This is a genomic window from Shewanella sp. S1-49-MNA-CIBAN-0167 (assembly GCF_040310145.1).
Taxonomy (GTDB): Bacteria; Pseudomonadota; Gammaproteobacteria; order Enterobacterales; family Shewanellaceae; genus Shewanella; species Shewanella psychromarinicola.
In genome coordinates, this window is sequence record NZ_JBEOPO010000014.1 from 38,188 (window position 1) to 57,707 (window position 19,520).

The 19,520-nt window shown below is 43.4% G+C and carries 16 protein-coding genes; 13 read left to right on the plus strand and 3 right to left on the minus strand.

Annotated features, from left to right (window positions below):
• Positions 1-29 precede the first annotated feature (29 nt).
• The 3 genes from AAEZ00_RS08430 (at position 30) to AAEZ00_RS08440 (ending at position 5,084) form a co-directional block, all read left to right on the plus strand.
• A complete protein-coding gene (locus AAEZ00_RS08430) occupies positions 30-2,318 on the plus strand; it encodes a nitric-oxide reductase large subunit (protein ID WP_124012430.1) in 2,289 nt (762 codons plus the stop codon).
• A 145-nt stretch (positions 2,319-2,463) separates the two neighbouring features.
• On the plus strand, positions 2,464-4,014 hold the full coding sequence (gene norR / locus AAEZ00_RS08435) for a nitric oxide reductase transcriptional regulator NorR (protein WP_351076350.1): 1,551 nt from the start codon (positions 2,464-2,466) through the stop codon (positions 4,012-4,014).
• Positions 4,015-4,166: 152 nt separating this feature from the next.
• Complete coding sequence (locus tag AAEZ00_RS08440; RefSeq protein WP_101034210.1) at positions 4,167-5,084, plus strand: L,D-transpeptidase family protein; 918 nt, start codon at positions 4,167-4,169, stop codon at positions 5,082-5,084.
• Positions 5,085-5,232: 148 nt separating this feature from the next.
• Here AAEZ00_RS08440 and AAEZ00_RS08445 read toward each other — a convergent pair whose 3' ends face one another.
• A complete protein-coding gene (locus tag AAEZ00_RS08445) occupies positions 5,233-6,015 on the minus strand; it encodes a bactofilin family protein (protein WP_124012432.1) in 783 nt (260 codons plus the stop codon).
• Between the two features lie 113 nt (positions 6,016-6,128).
• Here AAEZ00_RS08445 and zapE point away from each other — a divergent pair, with 113 nt between their 5' ends.
• Positions 6,129-7,331, plus strand: coding sequence for a cell division protein ZapE (zapE, locus tag AAEZ00_RS08450; RefSeq protein ID WP_124012433.1), 1,203 nt, complete (start codon positions 6,129-6,131; stop codon positions 7,329-7,331).
• A gap of 50 nt (positions 7,332-7,381) precedes the next feature.
• On the opposite strand, the gene AAEZ00_RS08455 is transcribed toward zapE, so the two are convergent.
• Complete coding sequence (locus AAEZ00_RS08455; RefSeq protein ID WP_101034207.1) at positions 7,382-7,666, minus strand: DUF3081 domain-containing protein; 285 nt, start codon at positions 7,664-7,666, stop codon at positions 7,382-7,384.
• A 392-nt stretch (positions 7,667-8,058) separates the two neighbouring features.
• Here AAEZ00_RS08455 and AAEZ00_RS08460 point away from each other — a divergent pair, with 392 nt between their 5' ends.
• The gene (locus AAEZ00_RS08460; protein WP_101034206.1) at positions 8,059-9,012 is read left to right on the plus strand and encodes a sodium-dependent bicarbonate transport family permease; all 954 of its coding nucleotides are present in this window, start codon (positions 8,059-8,061) and stop codon (positions 9,010-9,012) included.
• 439 nt (positions 9,013-9,451) lie between these two features.
• Here AAEZ00_RS08460 and glnE read toward each other — a convergent pair whose 3' ends face one another.
• A complete protein-coding gene (gene glnE / locus AAEZ00_RS08465; protein WP_351088558.1) occupies positions 9,452-12,307 on the minus strand; it encodes a bifunctional [glutamate--ammonia ligase]-adenylyl-L-tyrosine phosphorylase/[glutamate--ammonia-ligase] adenylyltransferase in 2,856 nt (951 codons plus the stop codon).
• A 161-nt stretch (positions 12,308-12,468) separates the two neighbouring features.
• Between glnE and AAEZ00_RS08470 the strand changes: the two genes are divergently transcribed.
• From AAEZ00_RS08470 to AAEZ00_RS08505, 8 genes are all read left to right on the plus strand, one after another.
• Positions 12,469-13,431: a hypothetical protein gene (locus AAEZ00_RS08470; RefSeq protein ID WP_101034205.1), complete on the plus strand. Its 963-nt coding sequence runs from the start codon at positions 12,469-12,471 to the stop codon at positions 13,429-13,431.
• A 13-nt stretch (positions 13,432-13,444) separates the two neighbouring features.
• Complete coding sequence (locus tag AAEZ00_RS08475) at positions 13,445-14,344, plus strand: DUF350 domain-containing protein (RefSeq protein WP_101034204.1); 900 nt, start codon at positions 13,445-13,447, stop codon at positions 14,342-14,344.
• Between the two features lie 3 nt (positions 14,345-14,347).
• A complete protein-coding gene (locus AAEZ00_RS08480; RefSeq protein WP_233768622.1) occupies positions 14,348-16,108 on the plus strand; it encodes a polyamine aminopropyltransferase in 1,761 nt (586 codons plus the stop codon).
• A 79-nt stretch (positions 16,109-16,187) separates the two neighbouring features.
• Positions 16,188-16,601 (plus strand): YjfI family protein, encoded by a 414-nt coding sequence (locus AAEZ00_RS08485; RefSeq protein ID WP_101034203.1) that lies wholly within the window; start codon positions 16,188-16,190, stop codon positions 16,599-16,601.
• Between the two features lie 10 nt (positions 16,602-16,611).
• Positions 16,612-17,301 (plus strand): PspA/IM30 family protein, encoded by a 690-nt coding sequence (locus tag AAEZ00_RS08490; protein WP_101034202.1) that lies wholly within the window; start codon positions 16,612-16,614, stop codon positions 17,299-17,301.
• Between the two features lie 6 nt (positions 17,302-17,307).
• Positions 17,308-17,961 carry a hypothetical protein gene (locus AAEZ00_RS08495; protein ID WP_335686819.1) on the plus strand — a complete coding sequence of 218 codons (654 nt, stop codon included), beginning with the start codon at positions 17,308-17,310 and terminating at the stop codon, positions 17,959-17,961.
• A 23-nt stretch (positions 17,962-17,984) separates the two neighbouring features.
• A complete protein-coding gene (locus tag AAEZ00_RS08500; RefSeq protein ID WP_101034200.1) occupies positions 17,985-18,320 on the plus strand; it encodes a hypothetical protein in 336 nt (111 codons plus the stop codon).
• A 329-nt stretch (positions 18,321-18,649) separates the two neighbouring features.
• Entirely contained in the window at positions 18,650-19,459 is an 810-nt protein-coding gene (locus tag AAEZ00_RS08505; RefSeq protein ID WP_101034808.1) for a potassium channel family protein, read from the plus strand.
• Positions 19,460-19,520: the final 61 nt, after the last annotated feature.

Consider the following 19,520-nt stretch of genomic DNA (forward strand, 5'->3'; position numbering starts at 1 on the left):
ATCAAAATGACTTTGCGCTAAGAGGATTTATGAGCAAAAACAAACTCACCGGCATTGCACTGCTAATCGTGCTCGTTGCTTCCTTCACTGTATTACTCAGTTTAGGCAGTGGCATATATCGAGAAAAACCCCCTATTCCAACGGCTTTTACTGACACCAGTGGCCAACCCATATTTACCAAAGATGATATTGAACAAGGTCAACTTGTGTGGCGTTCTATGGGCGGTCATCAATTGGGATCGATCTGGGGACATGGGTCGTATGTAGCACCAGATTGGACTGCTGATTGGTTACACCGTGAAGCACAAGCTTGGTTATCAATCACCGCAATTGATCGTTATAATCGCGATTTTGCTGAACTTGATTCTGAGCAGCAGGCAGGTTTAGAACAAGGCCTCAGAAATGATATTCGTCATAATACTGTCATTGAAGGCGCTGATGGCAATACATATGTCGCATTATCAAATGTGCGTATTGCTGCGATAAATGAAGTCAGTCAACACTATTTATCACTCTTTGGTGACGACCCAGCACTGTCATCACTGCGCGAACAATATGCCATGAAAGAAGGGACCATCACTGATGCCGAGCATCGTGAATTATTAAACGGTTTTCTCTTTTGGGGAGCATGGGCAGCAGTAACCGAACGTCCTGGCTATGAGTACACTTACACCAATAACTGGCCGTATGATCCCCAAATCGGCAATATACCGACTTCAGATAACATTGTTTGGTCAGTATTAAGTTTGGTGACATTGATCTTAGGTATTGCCATGTTGATTTGGCACCATGCCTGCTGCAAAGAAGAAGCATTACCGGAAGCGGCCAAAGATGATCCATTATTTTTTACCAAACCGACGCCATCACAAAAAGCCGTCGGCAAGTATTTTGTAACCGCTATTGGCCTGTTTTTACTGCAAATATTAGTGGGCGGTATTACCGCGCATTACGCAGTTGAAGGCCAAGAGTTTTATGGTTTCCCATTATCAGAAATACTCCCATACTCGGTCACTCGTACTTGGCATACTCAACTAGCGGTATTTTGGATTGCCACAGCTTGGTTAGGCACAGGGCTGTATATCGCGCCAGCACTATCAGGATACGAGCCTAAGTATCAACGCTTAGGAGTAAACATTCTGTGGGGCGCATTAGTTGTTATCGTACTCGGTTCTATGGCCGGTGAATGGCTTGGCGTACAACAATACTTTGATCTGGACATGAACTTCCTATTCGGTCACCAAGGATATGAATACATTGATTTAGGTCGCGTTTGGCAAGTGTTATTGCTGGCGGGCTTATTAATTTGGTTAGCGTTAGTGACCGCATCAATGCGTCCAGCCTTAAAAGTCAGCAACGACATGCAACCGGTGATTTGGGTTCTGTATGCCTCTTGTGTCGCGATTGGCTTATTTTACGGTGCCGGCCTGTTTATGGGCAAACACTCAAACCTAGCGATTGCTGAATACTGGCGTTGGTGGGTGGTGCACTTGTGGGTTGAAGGCTTCTTTGAAACATTTGCCACCTCTGTCATTGCGCTTATGTTAGTTCGCTTAGGTCTTATCCGTGCCCGCAGCGCCAATGGTGCAGTATTGTTCTCAACGGTAGTGTTTTTAACCGGCGGCTTAATCGGTACTTTACATCACTTATACTTTACCGGTACCCAAACTTCTGTCATTGCATGGGGTGCTATCTTCTCGGCGCTTGAAGTCGTGCCGCTAGCGTTAATTGGTTTTGAAGCCATGGAAACCTATCGCTTACGTAAAGCAAGTCCTTGGATGGAACGTTATCACTGGGCGATTATGTTCTTTGTGGCCACTTCATTTTGGAACTTGATTGGCGCTGGGGTATTAGGTTTCTTAATCAATCCGCCTATTTCGTTGTACTTTATTCAAGGCTTAAACACCACTGCAACTCATGCTCACGCTGCGTTTATGGGAGTGTATGGCATGCTAGGCATAGGGCTAATGCTATTCTGTCTTCGTGGATTAACTGGCAATATGCAATGGAACCACAAATACCTTAAAGGGGCATTCTGGACGCTCAATATTGGTTTAGCGGCAATGGTATTTATGTCGCTACTGCCTGTGGGTATCGTGCAATTTTTTGCGGTTATTGACCACGGCTACTGGTATGCCCGTTCACCAGCGGTGATCCATAGCGACTTGGTTGAAAACCTCGTCTGGATGCGAATGTTTGGTGATATTATCTTCAGTATTGGTGGGTTATTGATGGCGGCGTTCTTATATGACCTTATCAAGAAAGCTATCGTCAGCAAAGGGGCAAAAGCTAACCAAGCTGCCGTATTAACCAATAGCTAAGCTATACATTGATAAACATGTTTTGATAAATATCATATAAGGGGCCATCGAGGCCCCTTTTTGTATCAAGATTATGCTCTTTACCCTTGTTGTTATATTCACACTTGTCATAATGACATCACCCTGTAGTTAACTGGAGTTTGACATGGCATTGAGTCAAGCAGACTTAACCCGTATCGCACTTGATATTACCGCTAACTTGTCTAATCGCGATCGTTTTTCACGTTTAGTCACCACAGTAAGAGAAACCCTCGATTGCGATGCGGCGGCGCTATTATCATTTCAAGGTCATCAATTTACCCCTTTGGCGATTGATGGACTCAGTGCTGATGTACTGGGGCGGCGGTTTATTTTAAACGAACACCCAAGGCTTGAAGCCATTGCCAGAGCGGGTGATATCGTAAGATTTCCTGCCGACAGCGAACTTGCCGATCCTTACGATGGCTTAATTCCTAATGTAGAAGGTAACTTAAAAGTACATGCCTGTATTGGCCTACCATTATTTGCCAATGAACAACTCATTGGCGCATTAACCATTGATGCCATCGATCCCCATAAATTTGATCAATACAGTAATCATCAGTTACGCAGTTTTAGCGCCATTGCGGCAGCGTCTCTAAACAATGCATTACTGATTGATGAGCTTGAAAAACAAGCGAGCAACCTTACAATCCCCGACGCAAAACCATCAGGACAACTTAACCCAGACACCGAAATAATCGGTCAAGCAGATAATCTTTTATCGCTGCTTAATGAAGTTAATGTGGTCGCGGCAACTGAACTCAATGTGTTGATTTTAGGAGAAACGGGTACGGGTAAAGAGCTGATAGCTAAAGCTATCCATCAACATTCAGTGCGAGCCAATAAGCCCCTGGTATATTTAAATTGTGCCGCGCTGGCTGAATCCGTTGCCGAAAGTGAACTCTTTGGTCATGTCAAAGGCGCCTTTACTGGCGCCATTAGTCATCGTAGCGGCAAATTTGAAATGGCTGATAAAGGCACATTATTTTTGGATGAAATTGGTGAACTCGCGCTTAACTTGCAAGCCAAGTTACTGCGAGTACTACAATTCGGAGATTTACAGAAAGTCGGCGATGATCGCAGTCTAAAAGTGGATGTGCGTATTATTGCCGCGACCAACAAAGATCTCAAAAGCGAAGTATTAGCAGGTCGATTTAGAGCCGACTTATATCATCGCTTAAGCGTGTTTCCCATTGTCGTACCACCGCTAAGAGAGCGCCAGCAGGATATTCACTTGTTAGCAGGCTTTTTTATCGAGCGCTATCGCCAACAGTTACACTTAACTCATTTAGGGTTAGAACCTGCATCACTGCAATTACTTGAACAATATGATTGGCCTGGTAACGTGCGAGAACTTGAACATGCTATCCATAGAGCCGCCGTATTAGCCAAATCCCAAAGCCAAAAAGATGGCATGTGTATGATTAAAAATAGCCATTTTGAATTTGCAGATACCTCGCACTCTGTTGCGTTCTCATACAAAAAACTCACGGTTAAACAGTCGATAACCTCTTTACCACAAACAAGCTTACGCGATGCAACCGATCAGTTTCAAAATCAATATATTCAACAAATATTTACCCAACAAGGGAGTAATTGGGCTGCAACCGCACGCCAATTGCAAATCGACTCAGGTAACTTACATCGGCTTGCTAAACGCTTGGGATTAAAATAGCCAAAGTGAAAAAATGAGTTGAATTATTAGGCGTAATAAGTGAGGATGCGCCCTAATCATCTGTACAAATGACCTGTACAAAATAGTCATGCTTGGTAAGATATTGTAGTCTGACTAACTTAACGCCTGTTTTTAGGAATGATATAACCCTTATGATAAATTCGTTACGCGCTTCGTTAATTGGAGCGACTGCCATTATATTAAGTTTTTCCTGTGCAGCAGTTGAATATCGTCTACCTGCCAAAGGCAGCAATTTAGTGGGTGAAAATCAATATTATGTTGTTCCTGAGGGAAAGCTAACCCTAGAGCAAATTGCTTCAGAATTTCAGCTAGGGTTAACTAACTTATTAGAAGCAAACCCAGATGTTGATCCATTTTTGCCAAAAGTCGGTAGTACTTTATTGATCCCACATCAGTTAATTCTACCTAACACTAAGCATGAAGGTGTGGTGATTAACAGCGCTGAAATGCGTTTATATTATTTCCCTAAAGGAAAAGACACTGTTGAAGTATTGCCTATCGGTATTGGTCAAATTGGTAAAGACACCCCAGAAAATTGGGTGACAACAATACAACGAAAACGGGCAAACCCAACTTGGACACCCACCGTTAACATTCGTAAATCTTACGCTGCAAAAGGGATAACATTACCGGCAGTATGGCCTGCTGGCGCTGATAACCCAATGGGTTTATTCGCACTCTATGTGGGTAACTTATATGCTATTCATGGCACTAATGCCACGTTTGGTATTGGTTTGCGGGTAAGTTCTGGTTGTGTTCGTTTGCGTGATGAAGACATTGAATATTTATTTAACAGCATACCTGTTGGCACTCGCGTTGAGTTTATTAACCAACCGATTAAAGCCACTGAAGAGCCTGATGGTAACCGTTATCTAGAAGTGCATGAGCCACTATCACGCACTCAAGCTGAATTTGATTCACAAGAGCCCGTGGCATTATTATTAGATAAGCAAATAACTCGCTTTATTGCTCACCCAGACACTGACTCATTCACATTAAAGCGTTTGCTTGAACAACGCACCGGAATGCCAACTCGGATTAATCCGTAAGCATTAACCCATAAAGGTGTTTGGATTTCTGCAGACATAACAACAATGGCTTTGTTAATTCAGTAAACACTGTGATTAACAAAGCCATTTTTTATAAGCTTGATAGCAAAAATTATGACTTAACCTCAACTCCGGATAAGAGATGAGGTTACTTATCAGGTGTGCTTATGGTCGACCCGCTCTGCTCTACATTATCGTTATCATTCACATTCTGACTATCACCGAGTGCCTCAGTGGTTTTCGTTAACGCAGGTAAATCTTCCATGGACATGTTTAAGTCAGTTTGATCTACATTGATTAACGCTTCGCTCTGCTTAGCCAATTCCGCAGAGTCTTCTGTGACACTCGATGTTGGTTGCAGATATTGCGCCACGTTAGCTTGAGTGATATCAAAAGATAGCGCTTGGTCATTATCTAGCGCCAAACTGATTGTGGGCTGTAATACTACGCCAGCAATAATCACGATGGCAGCAACTGCCGCGTAAGTGAATTTTTTACGGGCATAAAAAGGTGAATGGGCTGCAGTAACGGCACTCGATTGATGTGAATGTTGATATGACGGTTGATCTGATGTTGGTTCGTCAGCTTGAGGTAACCCCAACGCATCGGGTCCCTTGGTGCGCATACCGATAAATTGGCCACCATCATAAATTTCCATTTGATGGCTCGACACCTCACCTTCAACAATGCCCGAGCTGACAATGACTAACTTATTACAATGTAATTTGCCTTTAAATAAACCCGAGACACGCATCTCTTGACAAAAAACGTCACCTTCAACCACACCACCCAGCTCAATTTTTATTTGATCAGTTGAATTAATGGTACCTTTAGTTTGGCCTGCGACAATGGCAGGGCCTTGGATGCGGACATCGCCTTCCAATGCCATATCGGCACCAATATAGGTCATCCCCTTATTTTTATTATTCATTTCTAGGTCCTTGTTAGGATTAATGCTCAGGGTTAATGCTCAGAGTTAATGATTTGTTATTTTTTGTCACGAGAGCTTAAAGGAAATGCACACCATAATAAAGAGAACCGTTAATGGTATACTACCCAGGTCAACAATTTACCTTAAGTGTTATGTCTCCATTACAAGCCTACCAGCAGCGCGTTCAACAAAATATTGTTGATGATCCCGCGCAACATCAAGCAATACTCGCCTTAGATTCGCTCTATCAGCAATATACTTCAGCACAACCGGTCATTCGGGGCTTATATTTGTGGGGGGATGTCGGCCGAGGAAAAACTTTTTTGATGGATTTGTTGTATCAGGGCCTGTGTGATCGGAGCGAGTGTGGTGGGTTACTTAAAGCAAAAAAAACGGTATTACGCCTACACTTTCATCGTTTTATGGCCATGCTCCACCAGCAATTAAATCAGACATCGGGGATCCGCGATCCCTTAACTCATATTGCTAAGCAGATCGCGGCGAAATACTCTGTAATTTGCTTTGATGAGTTTTTTGTATCTGACATTGGCGATGCTATTTTACTGGGCCGATTATTTGAAACCTTATTTCAATCAGGCGTGACCTTAGTAGCAACCTCAAATGTGCCCATAGTGGACTTATATAAAAATGGTTTACAGCGCGATCGTTTTTTACCGACGATCGATCTCCTGCTTAAATACACCCAGACAATCCATTTAAACGGCCCTGTTGATCATCGTTTACCAACCAATGCCGCAACACTATCTGCAATTGCAACGCCAGCAGCTTGGCTGAAACTGCCTTCATCAACGAAGCCTGAAGCCGTTTTTCAACGATTATGTCAACAATATCCACAAGCTAATGCCAGCATCATAAGTCATCCAGATTCAATTGAGGTTTGTCATCGCGATATTGCCATTGCGGCCCAATATGGACAACTTGCTTGGTTTGAATTTTCAGCCTTGTGCCAAGGTCCGCGATCGGCATTGGATTATATTGAACTGGCGGGACAATTTAGCCATATTTTACTCAGCAATGTGCCTACATTAGGCGGCGAAGTACGCAGTTGGATTAAAGCGCGCGGCACTGAAGATGGCGCGGTAGCGACGACCACAGGCGAAAGACAACTGGCGTATGCCAGTGAAGACGATCCCACTCGGCGCTTTATCAGTTTAGTGGATGAACTCTACGATCAAAAAGTGAGGTTAATCCTCAATAGCCATTCCAGCTTAGAAGATTTGTATCTAAATGGGGCATTACAGTTTGAGTTTCGACGCACTTATAGTCGCCTTATTGAAATGCAACAATGGGCGTAAAATAAGCCTGTATGACTAAGGCTAACGGTGCTTAGTCACCTAGCGCTAGACTAAGATGCTTGGTAATTTTCAACGTCATTAAAACGACGTAAGAAGTTGTCAAGGGCATCACTGGTCGGATATTCGAACTGATATTTATTGTGAAAAAACACCGTTAAGCTGACCTGAGCGTCAGATAAGGTAATAGTATAACCATCATGGTCTGTTTGCGCGCTAATGCCACATAACCAATAATCATGGCCAAAATGACCGTCTTCAATGGCACGCTTTTCGCCATGTTGGGTGACTTTGTTAAATACTTTTAACGCACGGTGAATATCAATTTCATTTTTCATGTCATGCTCTGCTGTTAATTTTTTATGTTGCTATTTAAAGATACTATACGCCGATTGCCTTTAATAGATCAGCCCTCAATAGATCAGTATTTAATAGATCAGTTTTTAATAGGCCAGTCATTAATCGATCTGCACTAAATAGATCAGTCATTAATCGATCTGCATTGAATAGATCCCTCAGTAATCGATCTGCACTAAATAGTTCAGTCATTAATCGACCTACATTGAATAGATCCCTCAGCAATCGATCTGCATTGAATCGATCAGTCCTTAATCGAACGGCTTAGTTTAAAGCGGCTCAGTATTGCAGTTTCTTTTTCAGTTAAAACATTTCCATTTGTTAACACAACAAGGCAAAATCACCATACTTTATAACAGACTGAACCTATACCATGCCTGATATTGTGATTGCCTTTTTTGCCCTAGGTTTGCTTGCTGGACTGATCAAATCAGATTTAAAAGTCCCTAAAGCCACCTACGAAACCCTGTCCATCTTGCTAATGCTGACGCTAGGACTTAAAGGCGGAATGGCACTGCATGGTGAAACCAAAAATTTAGCGATCACTGAATTACTGTCTATTATTGCACTTGGGTTTATTATCCCACTGACTCTTTACCCTTTGCTTCGAAAATTAATTCAATTACCACAAAAAGAAGCCATTAGCATTGCGGCCCATTATGGCTCAGTCAGTGCGGGAACATTTGCCGTGGTGATGACCATGGTCGATCAATCTCAATGGCCTTTACGACCTGAAACAACATTGTATCTGGTGTTACTTGAACTGCCTGCGATTATTATCATGTTATGGCTACATCGTTATTTACAAGCCAAAACCGCAGGAAATAGTCAACACGCTTCGGCTGGCAGCGTATTGCACGAAGCCCTGACAAGTCGCGGAGTTGTGTTGCTCTGTGGTGGGGTGGTCATAGGCTGGATATATGGCTCCAGCGGCATGGCACCACTCACACCAATGTTATTGGCGGGTTTTAAAACCTTGTTAGCACTATTCTTATTAGAAATGGGGATTAGTACCGCTAAAGTGTGCTTACCGATCCCATACAAGCAATGGCGTTTATTATTATTTGCAGCGGTCATTCCATTTGTACTGGCTTGGGCGGGTATCGGTTTAGGGGTGTTACTTGATTTACCCTCTGGCAGTATTTTGGTGCTTGCAGCCCTAAGTGCCAGTGCATCTTACATTGCGGCTCCTGCAGCAATTAAGGCGGCGATACCGGATGCGAATATCGGCTTGGCTATGTTGGCGTCGCTGGGGATAACGTTTCCGATTAACGTATTAATAGGCCTACCCGTCTACCAATTGTGGATTGCGCAGATACTAGGGTAAACCGTTATAAATTAGCTTAACGCCCATATTATTTGAACCAAAACGAATGCCTCAAGTGAGTATTGGTTTATCTCATCCGGTATTATTTAGCCTGATGATGAGCGGCTTTATCAACCAACATCGCGTTATCGACGTTAAGCTGATAATGGTATGAAGTTAATCACGGCTTTGCTGGTCGATGCACCACAGCTTTACTAATACGCGTGGCGCTAAGGCTTGCTGTATCCAAGCTGATGTTGAACCACCTTCTGCTCAAAACGCGCTAATACCTTGCAGGTTAATGGCATGACCACAACATGAAATATCTTGGTGGATTTCGCATACCTCTTCACATTGCACAGACTTAAATCATTAGCACTGGGAGTCGATTAAACTTATCAACCCAATCGATGCTGAAAACCGCTGTTAACTGACGAGATATCAACCTGGATCCATTTAATTAACCGTCAACCCCTAAAATATGATTATAAATCTCCACCACACTTTCTGTTTTTTGCTGCACGCTTTGCTTGGATAATTTACTGGGTAATTGTTGCAATGTCAGTTCATGATTCTCGTCGCGGAGCCAGCAATAGGTTTGAGTTAACTGCTGGGCTTGCATGATAGGCAATAACTCCAACTCAGCTAATACTTCAAATATACGCACATTATCAGACCAAATGGTTAACTCTTGATATTGGTAGGCATAGGCTAAGACTAGGTACTGAGCGATAAATTCGATGTCAGCAATCCCACCAGCACTCTGTTTTAAATCAAATTGCCCTGGCTCAACGCGGAGCAAGTGCTCACGCATTTTGATACGCATGTCCCTGACGGCTTTGGCCAATACCACTTTATCTCGCTCTATTTGCAAGACTTGCGAGCGTAGCTCACTAAAGCGTCCTGCCAGCGAATAATCACCAAACACAAAACGAGCCCGCACTAAAGCTTGATGCTCCCACGTCCAGGCTTCTTGTTGTAAATAGGCACCAAAATGCTCAATTTCACTGACTAACAAGCCAGATGCGCCAGAGGGTCGTAAACGCATGTCGACTTCATATAATTCACCCGAGGTTGTGCGGGTGGCAAATAAATGCACAATTCGCTGCGCCAGTTTTAAGTAAAAGTAGCCATTGTCGATCGGGCGTTTGCCATCTGTAGTGCCAGAACCGGTATGACCGTGTAAAAAAACCAAATCTAAATCAGAACCATAACCTAGCTCAATGCCACCGAGTTTACCGTAACCAATCACCGCAAACCCCATGTTGCTAGGGCTAGTTTCCTCGGGAATACCGTGGCGAGACGCCACTTGATGCCAAGCTTGCAGCACGACTTGCTCGATAATGGCTTCGGCTAAAAAGGTTAAATGATCACTTACCTGCATCACAGGTAAAACGCCAGTCACATCGGCGGCAGCAATCTTGAGCTGTTGAGACAATTTAAACTGCCGCAACGCTTCCATTTGCTGTTCCATGTCATCTTCTGGTACCCGTAACAAGTACTGACGTAATTCGCTAGGGTAATCATCAATCGAGGTAATGTCATACAGCTGCGACGGATCAATTAACTCATCTAGCAGCATCGGGAAATTGGCCAGCTCGCGCGCAATCCAAGGACTTGCACAGCACAAACTGACTAACTGCTGTCGAGCGCCCGGGTTTTCACACAAAAGCTCTAGATAAGTGGTACGGGTTAAGATTTTATCCAGCACTTTTGACACAGGTTTAAACGCTTGACTCGGTTTAACTTGATTGACTAATTCTTCCAGCAACTTAGGCATTAGCTTATCGAGCGTTTCACGTCCTCGCGGCCCGATAGAACGTTTGGACACCGTTTGATGCCACTCATTTAATAGTGGCCATAATTCGGCATCATCGATTTGTTGCTCTTGCAACAAGGCATTAGCGTGTTCATCTTGCTGAATATTCCAAAATAAACAGGTCCAATGATCATTATGTTCGTGGCTGTCAGCCCCGCCTACTGTGTCATTGAAGTGACCATGAATGGTTGCCATCGCCTTGTTGATTTTTTGGCGAAGTGCCGCTTCGTCTTCTACCCCTAGCGGGTAACATAAACGCTGCCAATCGAGTTCATTATTGGGCAGGGTTTGCGTTTGTTTATCGTCAATGGCCTGCAATAAATTCTCCACGCGACGCAATAAAATATAACTGTGTTTAAGCTCATCGACGGCTAAATATTCCAACTGCCCTAGGCTGTACAAGGTATCAATGGCGCCAAATAAACTTTGCTGTCGCAATGCAGGCTCGCGTCCGCCACGGATCAACTGAAAACTTTGCACCACGAATTCGACTTCACGGATCCCGCCAGCACCAAGCTTAATATTGTCAGTTAACTGACGACGCCTAACTTCTTGGGCAATCAGTTGCTTCATTTTACGCAGTGATTCAATGGCAGAAAAATCAATATAACGCCGATAAACAAACGGGCGTAATAAATCATGGAGCTCGTCACAATAGCCCGACCAAGGACCAAGCACTCGCGCTTTGACCATGGCATAACGTTCCCAATCGCGACCTTGCTCTTGGTAATAGTCTTCTAACCCACTAAAGCTGACCACCAAAGGACCACTTTCACCATAAGGACGTAAACGCATGTCGACCCGAAATACAAATCCATCTACAGTCACTTGGTCGAGTAGATTAACCAAACGCTGGCCCATGCGAATAAAAAATTGTTGATTGTCCTGAGTCCGTCGACCGCCAACGGTTTCACCATGTTCTGGAAAGGTAAAAATTAAATCGATATCAGATGAAAAATTAAGCTCACGTCCGCCTAATTTCCCCATCCCCAAAATCAATAAAGGTTGTGGCTTACCTTCTGCACTCATCGGTGTACCGTATTGCTTACACATCTCTTGGTATAACCAATCTCGCCCAGCAATAACCAATGCCTCTGCTAATGCAGACAAATCGAGTAATGACTCTTCGACTGGGGTGTAATTTAAAAAATCACGCCACGCTAAGCGAACCATTTGCACATTACGATAACGACGTAAAACCGATTTAACTTGTTCTTGTTGCGTTAATTCCGCTAACAGCGAATGTAACCCAGCATCAAACTCACTGCGCACAACATCATCTAATAAGCCATTAAATAACTGCACAATCCATTCTGGATGACGGCAAAGTTGCTCTCCCATATAATCACTCAAGCCAAATACGGTCTTTAACTCTTGCTGTTGCACGGCGGTCAGTGCTGTTTTAGCTTCAGGCCAAACATCACAGAGTCTTAACCAGTAACGATCTGCACTGGCTAACATCGCGGCAGATAATACCTTGTCACCTTGGTTTTGCATGGCAATAATGATCCCTAAAGAAATGAGTGTTGGACATATTATGTCGCGAGTGGTATATCTATCAGTCAGTCTAATGTTCAGATTAATATCATTGACACCCAGATTACTATAACCTGTGTCATATTGAATTAGCACATGAAAAATCTACATTTGGAGAAAACATGGTAGGTCACCTCCCCCGTGTACTCACATTGATAACCGTATTGTTTGTCACGTTAACCCTTGGCGGTTGCGGTGATAACAGACCGGAACAAATTGCTCAGTACCAGCAACTTGCCCAACAACGTCTTGATCTGTTGGCTAGTTCGCTCAACAACAATCAGCTGCGTAATGCGACATTACTCAAACAATACTGCCGTATTCTCGCTCAGCGTCAATCCGATTTAACCCCATTGCTGGAAGAGTTGGCTAAAGATGCTGGCACAGAAGGTCCAATGTTTACGTCATTAACCCGTCGTAATAAAGACTTAAACAACAGCGCTAACTTTATTGATTTAGACCAGCAATTAGCTGAAGCACAGAATATTTATCAAGCCGCCGACAGCAGTTTGTATAACGATATGCTGTCCGATCCCGTCAATGTAGTTGCCGATATGTCTAATGGGCAACTGGCCAGAGTCAATGCTATCAGCCGTGAAGCTGAAGCGCTGGCAAATGGCTCCGAAGGCAGTGGTGCTGGTAGTCAGCTGGTGGGCAATCCGTCTTACGGTAGTTGGCAAAATAATTCAAGCGGCACCTCAATCTGGGCTTGGTATGGCATGTATGCGATGTTTTCTAACTTCTCTCGTCCAATAGGTTACGGTCGTTGGTCAGGTAACCGTGGCTACAGCTACTACAATGATGTAGGACGTTACCGTTACACATCACCAAGCCAAGCGACCTCGCAAGCAAAAACCTTTGAACAAACCAAGAAACGTTTTAACAGCCAAGGGAAACGATTCGATAGCCCTTATGCCAAAACTCGAACAGGCTCAACAAGCTTGTCACGTCAAAGTGCGAGCGTACCCAAAGCCAGTAGCACTACCCAAAGCGCGAGTAGAAAATTCCGTTCGAGCTATTCAAAAGACAGTAGTTTCCGTAACTCAAGCAGCCGCACTAGTCGCGGTGTTAGCCGTGGAAAATAGGTAAGGACTCACCATGACATTTTTTCAAGAATATGGCTTAACTCAACATTTGGCGATTATTTTAGCCATTGATTTAACCATCGCTATAATTTTACTGGCGTTGATGCGTTATTTGCAAGGTTGGAGCATTAAAGTCAATAGCAGTGCTGAGCTTGCAGAGCGCGACAATTTTGCGTTTGGTATTAGTACCGCAGGTGCGATCGCTGCATTAGGGATTGTGCTTACAGGGGCCATCACTGGCGAAGCTGCACCGTCTTATTTAACCGAAGCTATTGGCATGTCGGCTTACGGCTTGTTTGGCTTAGTGCTAATTAAATTAGGCCGGTTTTTACATGATAAAATAGCCTTAAATGAATTTGCTAAGAACGATGAAATTCTTAAAGGTAATGTCTCTGTTGCTGTGGTTGACGCCGCGGCTGCCATTGCCACTGCGATTATTATTCGCGCAGTATTAATGTGGGCAGAAGATCTTACCCTAGATACCTTTATTGGTATTTTTAGTGCATTTTTAATCTCACAATTGATGCTAGTCATACTCACTCGATTACGTGAAAAACGTTATGCTAAACGTAATCAAGGCGCCTCAATGCAACAAGCATTAACCCAAAATCAAACCGCATTAGCACTACGTCACAGCGGCTATATGATAGCGATGGCGTTAAGCTTTAAAGCGGCCAGCCATTTCATTGTTTATGACCCAAGCGCCCATTTAAGCAACATTATTAGTTGGTGCGTTTTTTCACTGATCATGCTGGTGGTGTTATCGCTGTTGATCGCCATAGTGAAAAAACTGGTGTTAGCCGGTATCAATCTGGCTGAAGAAGTTGAAAAACAACACAACATTGGTATTGCAGCCGTTGAAATGGCAATTAGTATTGCTGTTGCTCTTATTCTTACGGCGTTAATGGCTTAATTTATGACAACACCTTTGCTCGATGATCTTCCCGTTAACACAACACCGGGGGACCCACAGCAAAGTTCCCTTCCCTCCCGTGAAGTATCGTGGCTTGATGATGCCTTATTGCTCGGCATCATGGCCTCGCTGGCGGGATGCGGTCTTATTTATGAATACTTATTATCGCACTATGCGGGGCGTATTTTAGGCGCGCTAGAAGCCGCTATTTACACCATGATAGGTTTGATGATTGTGTCTATGGGCGTAGGAGCATTTGCCGCCCGTAAAATAAAATGCGCATTCACAGGCTTTGCCATGCTCGAGTTAACAGTAGCACTGTGCGGCTCGTTTGCCATTATTGTTACCGCTGCGGTCATTGGGTTTGGCCAACAACTTCCTTTAGCTATAGCCAATACGCTGGGTCTGCCTCCTGATCATTTACCCAATGGCGGCTTTATTGCTGGCCTGCAAACCCTCAGCAAATACTTACCTTATGTATGGGGTGTATTGCTTGGGTTAATGATTGGTATGGAAATTCCGCTTATTGCTCGCGTTCGGCAATCCTTATCTGAAGCGCACTTACTGCATAATGCCGGCACCATATATGGTGCCGATTACATTGGTGCAGGTATAGGCGCGGCTATTTGGGTCGGCTTTATGCTAGCCATTGATATTCAATTAGCGGCTGCGCTAACCGCAAGTGTTAATTTACTCGCTGGACTAGTATTTATTTGGCGCTTTTGGGCCAAAATTCGTCATGTTAAATGGCTGCTTATTGGCCATATTATTGCCAGTGTTGTGATTGGAATTTTAGCGGTTAAAGGCCCTAATTGGGAACAACATTTTAATAATCTATTGTATAAAGATCATGTAGTGTATGCCAAAGCAACCCGGTTCCAGCAGCTCAACTTTACTGAGCGTTTACGTGGTGGAGGGTTAGCGCCAGTTTATAATTTATACATCAATGGGCGTTTGCAATTCTCTAGTAGCGACGAGCATATTTACCACAGCTTTTTAGTTCATCCAACATTAGCGGCCAGTGCCCGGCACAATAACGTGCTCATTATTGGCGGCGGCGATGGTTTAGGCTTAAAACAAGTGCTCAAATGGCAACCTAAAGCGGTTACATTGATGGATTTAGATCAAGACTTGTTGAGCTTATTTACATCACCGCCAGCAGATATGCCGCAACGTTTGAGCGATGCATTACTAGCATTAAATGGAAATTCGTTAAACGATCCACGATTAACGCTGGTCGTTGACGATGCGTTTAATGGGGTTGATAAGCTGATCCAAAAAGGCCAAATGTTTGATGCCATCATTGTTGACTTACCCGACCCAAGCCATCCTGACTTAAACAAACTCTATTCGGATTTATTTTACCGAAAACTCAATGAGCTGCTCAGCGCCGATGGTGTCATCACAGTGCAATCAACCTCCCCCTATCATGCACGCAAAGCGTTTATGTCTGTTGGCAAGACACTGACTGCAGCAGGATTTAATGTAAAACAGTATCATCATAATGTGCCTAGCTTTGGTGAATGGGGCTGGAGCATGGGCAGTAAAATGGGCAAAAACCCACAACAACGACTCGCGACATTACAGACACTACCAGTGCCAGAAGAATGGTTAACCCCAGGCTTAATCAAGGCTTCATTTGAATTCCCGGGTGATTTTTATGATGATATCGATAGCATTAACGTAAACGAAATTGGTTCATTACAGCTGTATCATTACCACCTAGCAGCTTGGTCAGAATATGAAGTAATTAATCTTTTTTAATTGAACCAGATAGCGCTTGACATATTATGTCTAGATGCTATCGTTACTCACAGACATAATATGTCAATTAAGGACAAATATGAACATCCATACCATTGCAAGTCACCTAAATGGACTTTGCGATCAAAGCAAAACCGGTTTTCAGTTTGATTGTTATCCGATTGACGGTGATGTTGAAGTGTTACAAGTCAATATTGTCAGCCGTGAAGAAATTCCGGTGTTTGTATCAGTAACTGACAACCAAATATTGTGTATCAGTTATCTGTGGGGCGAAAACGAAGTAAACCAAGATCGCCGCGCTGAAATGTTTGAGACCATGTTAGAGCTCAACATTCCAATGCCATTATCATCATTTGCGAAAATCGATGATAAATATGTGGTTTACGGTGCTTTGTCTGTGCAATCAAGCATGGAAGAAATTGAACAAGAATTAGCCGTTCTGTCAGACAACTGTCTGGAAGTTATCGACGAACTCGTCGAATTTTTAAACTAAGGAGCCAATTATGGGCATTCTAAACAAGATTCTTACAGCGTTTCGTGGTGGTGCAACCGAAGTTGGCCAGACTGTCGTTGACGCAAACTCAACCCGTATTTTTGAACAAGAAATTCGTGATGCAGAAAAGCATTTAACTCGCGCAAAGCGTGAGTTAACTGATGTCATGGCAAAAGAAATGCAGGCCAGTCGTGAAATTGATCGCTTAAAGCGCAGCGTTACCGAACACGAGGGTTATGTGGCCCAAGCGCTAGACAAAGGTAATGAAGCATTAGCTATTGAAATTGCTGAAAAGATTGCTCAGTTAGACGAAGAGTTATCCGAACAACAAACTGCCAATGACAGCTTTAGTTCCCATGCGCTGCGTTTAAAAGACTTAGTCAAAAAGACCGAGCGTCAGTTAAATGATTACCAACGTCAATTAACCATGGTTAAAACCACTGAAAGCGTGCAAAAAGCAACCGCGACTATTACTGACTCGTTTGCCTCAAGCAACTCTAAACTGCTTAATGCTAAAGATTCACTTGAGCGTATCAAAGCACGTCAACAGCAGTTTGATGACCGCTTAAAGGCGTCAGAAACATTAGCGGATGAAAGTAGCGACAAGTCATTACATGCCAAACTAGCTCAAGCAGGTATTGGTGAGCAAAAGTCGAATGCCAATGCCGTGTTAGATCGCATCAAAGCACGAAAAGGCTAGGCGAATATGGGATTTCTTAGCGGCCTATTTGGCAAAAAAGAAGCCCCGAAGCGCCAGCTTGACCATCCCAATAAACTGCTCAAGGGTGATATGATCACCTTTGATGACAGTTTTGCTTTGCCCACGCAATTGCGTGGGCAACAGCTTAAGGTTGAGGGTATTCATACTTATGAATACCAGCGCTCGCAGCTTTGTGAATTCTTATTACGTGGCCATAGCGGCAGCGCAATTTATTTATCCTATATAAAAGAAGATGAACCCTACTTAAGTATTTCAATGAAAATCAATCGCGCGGAGGTTGAACAATTGTTTGATCTTGAGGCCTTTGCTGAAATATTTGAAGAACCAGGCAAAGCAACACTCAGCGTGCAAACGCTTCCCGCCGAGCTAAGTGCTGAGTGGGATAAATGGCTTAGTGATGAATATCATCAAGTCGAATTTGGCTGTTTTGGTTATTTTCATCGTCAAGATTATCGAGACCTTAAACCGCCTCAAAATGACGATGATGCCCGCGGTGAAGGATTTGAAGGCTATAGTTTAGTTAATTCTGATGACTCTCACGCCGTGGATATTGAAGTTTACGAAAGTGGAGATACCGAAGTGATGTTAACTTTATATCGACCACTGACCGATATTAGAGAGTACTGGCCAGCAAGCTGATACAGCTAGGAGACGATTTTCGAATGAGCTCAGGCAAACCGTTACCAGAGAAATGGCTTAAAAACCAACAAGCGGCAAAAGCGACTCAAGTGGCTTTTGATCTGGACGAGAAGTTTCAATACTCTATCCGAAAAGCGGCCTTAGACAAAGGCGTAAGTCCTTCAGACCAAATCCGCACTATACTCGGACTGTCAGTATCTAAACGTCCTAAACGCCCCCGTTTGACCGTATCATTAAATGCTGAAGACTACGTGATTTTAGCGCAAAGATACGGTTTAGAGAGTGAATCACAGCTGGAAATCAAGAAACGGGTATTAGATGACCTAGTCCATTTTGTTGATACTAAATCAGCAAAATAAACACGGTTTTACGCTAATTATGCCAAATAAAAACAACGCACTAGACTCCTGTCTTGTGCGTTTTTTTGTTATGATAAAGCTAATCAATTAACAAAGCCTATCGGTTAACGAACGTAAGCGGACTTAACGACCCCTAACGCTGGATAAGTGAGGGGATAAATCGTTAAAAACGGTTTGGTTTTAAGTCTGCAATATTAAGCTTTCCATGTGTTTTGCCAACAAGGTGTATTGACGTATCAATAGCGGGCTTATTGTTAGTTGATACCACTCCGGTCGCGCAACAAAGGCTATTTGATAACCATTTATTATCCAGAGTTGAGGTTAACTACATGCTTGGATCTAAAGCTTGGTCGCTAAAAAATGTCGATGGTCCTAGTCCGTTCGAACTTGCGATGATGGTGTTATCATTAGTGTCAGTGGTCATAGTGCTCACCATTACCTTTGGTCGATTAGACGCCGAAACCAACAAAGTGCTGCTGTATATCGACAGTGCAATATGCATGGTTTTTATGAGTAATTTTTTTGTTGGCTTATTTAAAGCACGCAGTAAAACCTACTACCTCCAGCATCACTGGATAGACTTTATTGCCAGCATCCCTGCCATTGAACCATTGCGATTTGCACGCATATTCCAAATATTACGCGTGATCCGACTGATCCGCATGAGCCGATCTTTATTAATCCCATTATTGCGCCAACGAAAACAAACAACGCTAGCCAGTTTACTGGTGGCAATGATATTAATTTTGGCCGCCGCATCGGTGCTTATTTTATTGGTAGAAAGTGCAGAACCTAACGCCAACATCCAAACCGCAGAACAAGCAATTTGGTGGGCATTAGTGACCATATCAACGGTTGGTTACGGTGATTTTTATCCCGTCACTACGGTCGGTCATATCATTGGTGGACTGGTGATTATCAGTGGTGTTAGCTTTTTTGGGGTTATCTCCGGTTATATGGCATCTGTTTTCGTCGCCCCAGATGAGCAAGAACGTAATGAAGCACAAGAGGCTCAAGAAGCCCATAAAGCAGAAATCAATACCAAGCTAGAATTAGCCCTTGAACGCATGGAACAAAATCAGCAGCAAATGCTCAAAGAGATCACCACATTACGTAACCAACTCAATCAGCGAAAATAATCCCAACTCGGGATAAGAGATTAGATAAAACGATAAAATGGGATTATTTCAAGTCGGCAAT

What these genes read in the sequence shown, in the direction of transcription:
- zapE (WP_124012433.1), top strand. Translation starts at nt 6,129, where the DNA reads ATGGTATACTACCCAGGTCAACAATTTACCTTAAGTGTTATGTCTCCA.
- norR (WP_351076350.1), top strand. Translation starts at nt 2,464, where the DNA reads ATGGCATTGAGTCAAGCAGACTTAACCCGTATCGCACTTGATATTACC.
- AAEZ00_RS08460 (WP_101034206.1), top strand. Translation starts at nt 8,059, where the DNA reads ATGCCTGATATTGTGATTGCCTTTTTTGCCCTAGGTTTGCTTGCTGGA.
- AAEZ00_RS08490 (WP_101034202.1), top strand. Translation starts at nt 16,612, where the DNA reads ATGGGCATTCTAAACAAGATTCTTACAGCGTTTCGTGGTGGTGCAACC.
- glnE (WP_351088558.1), bottom strand. Translation starts at nt 12,307, where the DNA reads ATGCAAAACCAAGGTGACAAGGTATTATCTGCCGCGATGTTAGCCAGT.
- AAEZ00_RS08445 (WP_124012432.1), bottom strand. Translation starts at nt 6,015, where the DNA reads ATGAATAATAAAAATAAGGGGATGACCTATATTGGTGCCGATATGGCA.
- AAEZ00_RS08485 (WP_101034203.1), top strand. Translation starts at nt 16,188, where the DNA reads ATGAACATCCATACCATTGCAAGTCACCTAAATGGACTTTGCGATCAA.
- AAEZ00_RS08480 (WP_233768622.1), top strand. Translation starts at nt 14,348, where the DNA reads ATGACAACACCTTTGCTCGATGATCTTCCCGTTAACACAACACCGGGG.
- AAEZ00_RS08505 (WP_101034808.1), top strand. Translation starts at nt 18,650, where the DNA reads ATGCTTGGATCTAAAGCTTGGTCGCTAAAAAATGTCGATGGTCCTAGT.
- AAEZ00_RS08470 (WP_101034205.1), top strand. Translation starts at nt 12,469, where the DNA reads ATGGTAGGTCACCTCCCCCGTGTACTCACATTGATAACCGTATTGTTT.
- AAEZ00_RS08500 (WP_101034200.1), top strand. Translation starts at nt 17,985, where the DNA reads ATGAGCTCAGGCAAACCGTTACCAGAGAAATGGCTTAAAAACCAACAA.
- AAEZ00_RS08455 (WP_101034207.1), bottom strand. Translation starts at nt 7,666, where the DNA reads ATGAAAAATGAAATTGATATTCACCGTGCGTTAAAAGTATTTAACAAA.
- AAEZ00_RS08495 (WP_335686819.1), top strand. Translation starts at nt 17,308, where the DNA reads ATGGGATTTCTTAGCGGCCTATTTGGCAAAAAAGAAGCCCCGAAGCGC.
- AAEZ00_RS08440 (WP_101034210.1), top strand. Translation starts at nt 4,167, where the DNA reads ATGATAAATTCGTTACGCGCTTCGTTAATTGGAGCGACTGCCATTATA.
- AAEZ00_RS08430 (WP_124012430.1), top strand. Translation starts at nt 30, where the DNA reads ATGAGCAAAAACAAACTCACCGGCATTGCACTGCTAATCGTGCTCGTT.
- AAEZ00_RS08475 (WP_101034204.1), top strand. Translation starts at nt 13,445, where the DNA reads ATGACATTTTTTCAAGAATATGGCTTAACTCAACATTTGGCGATTATT.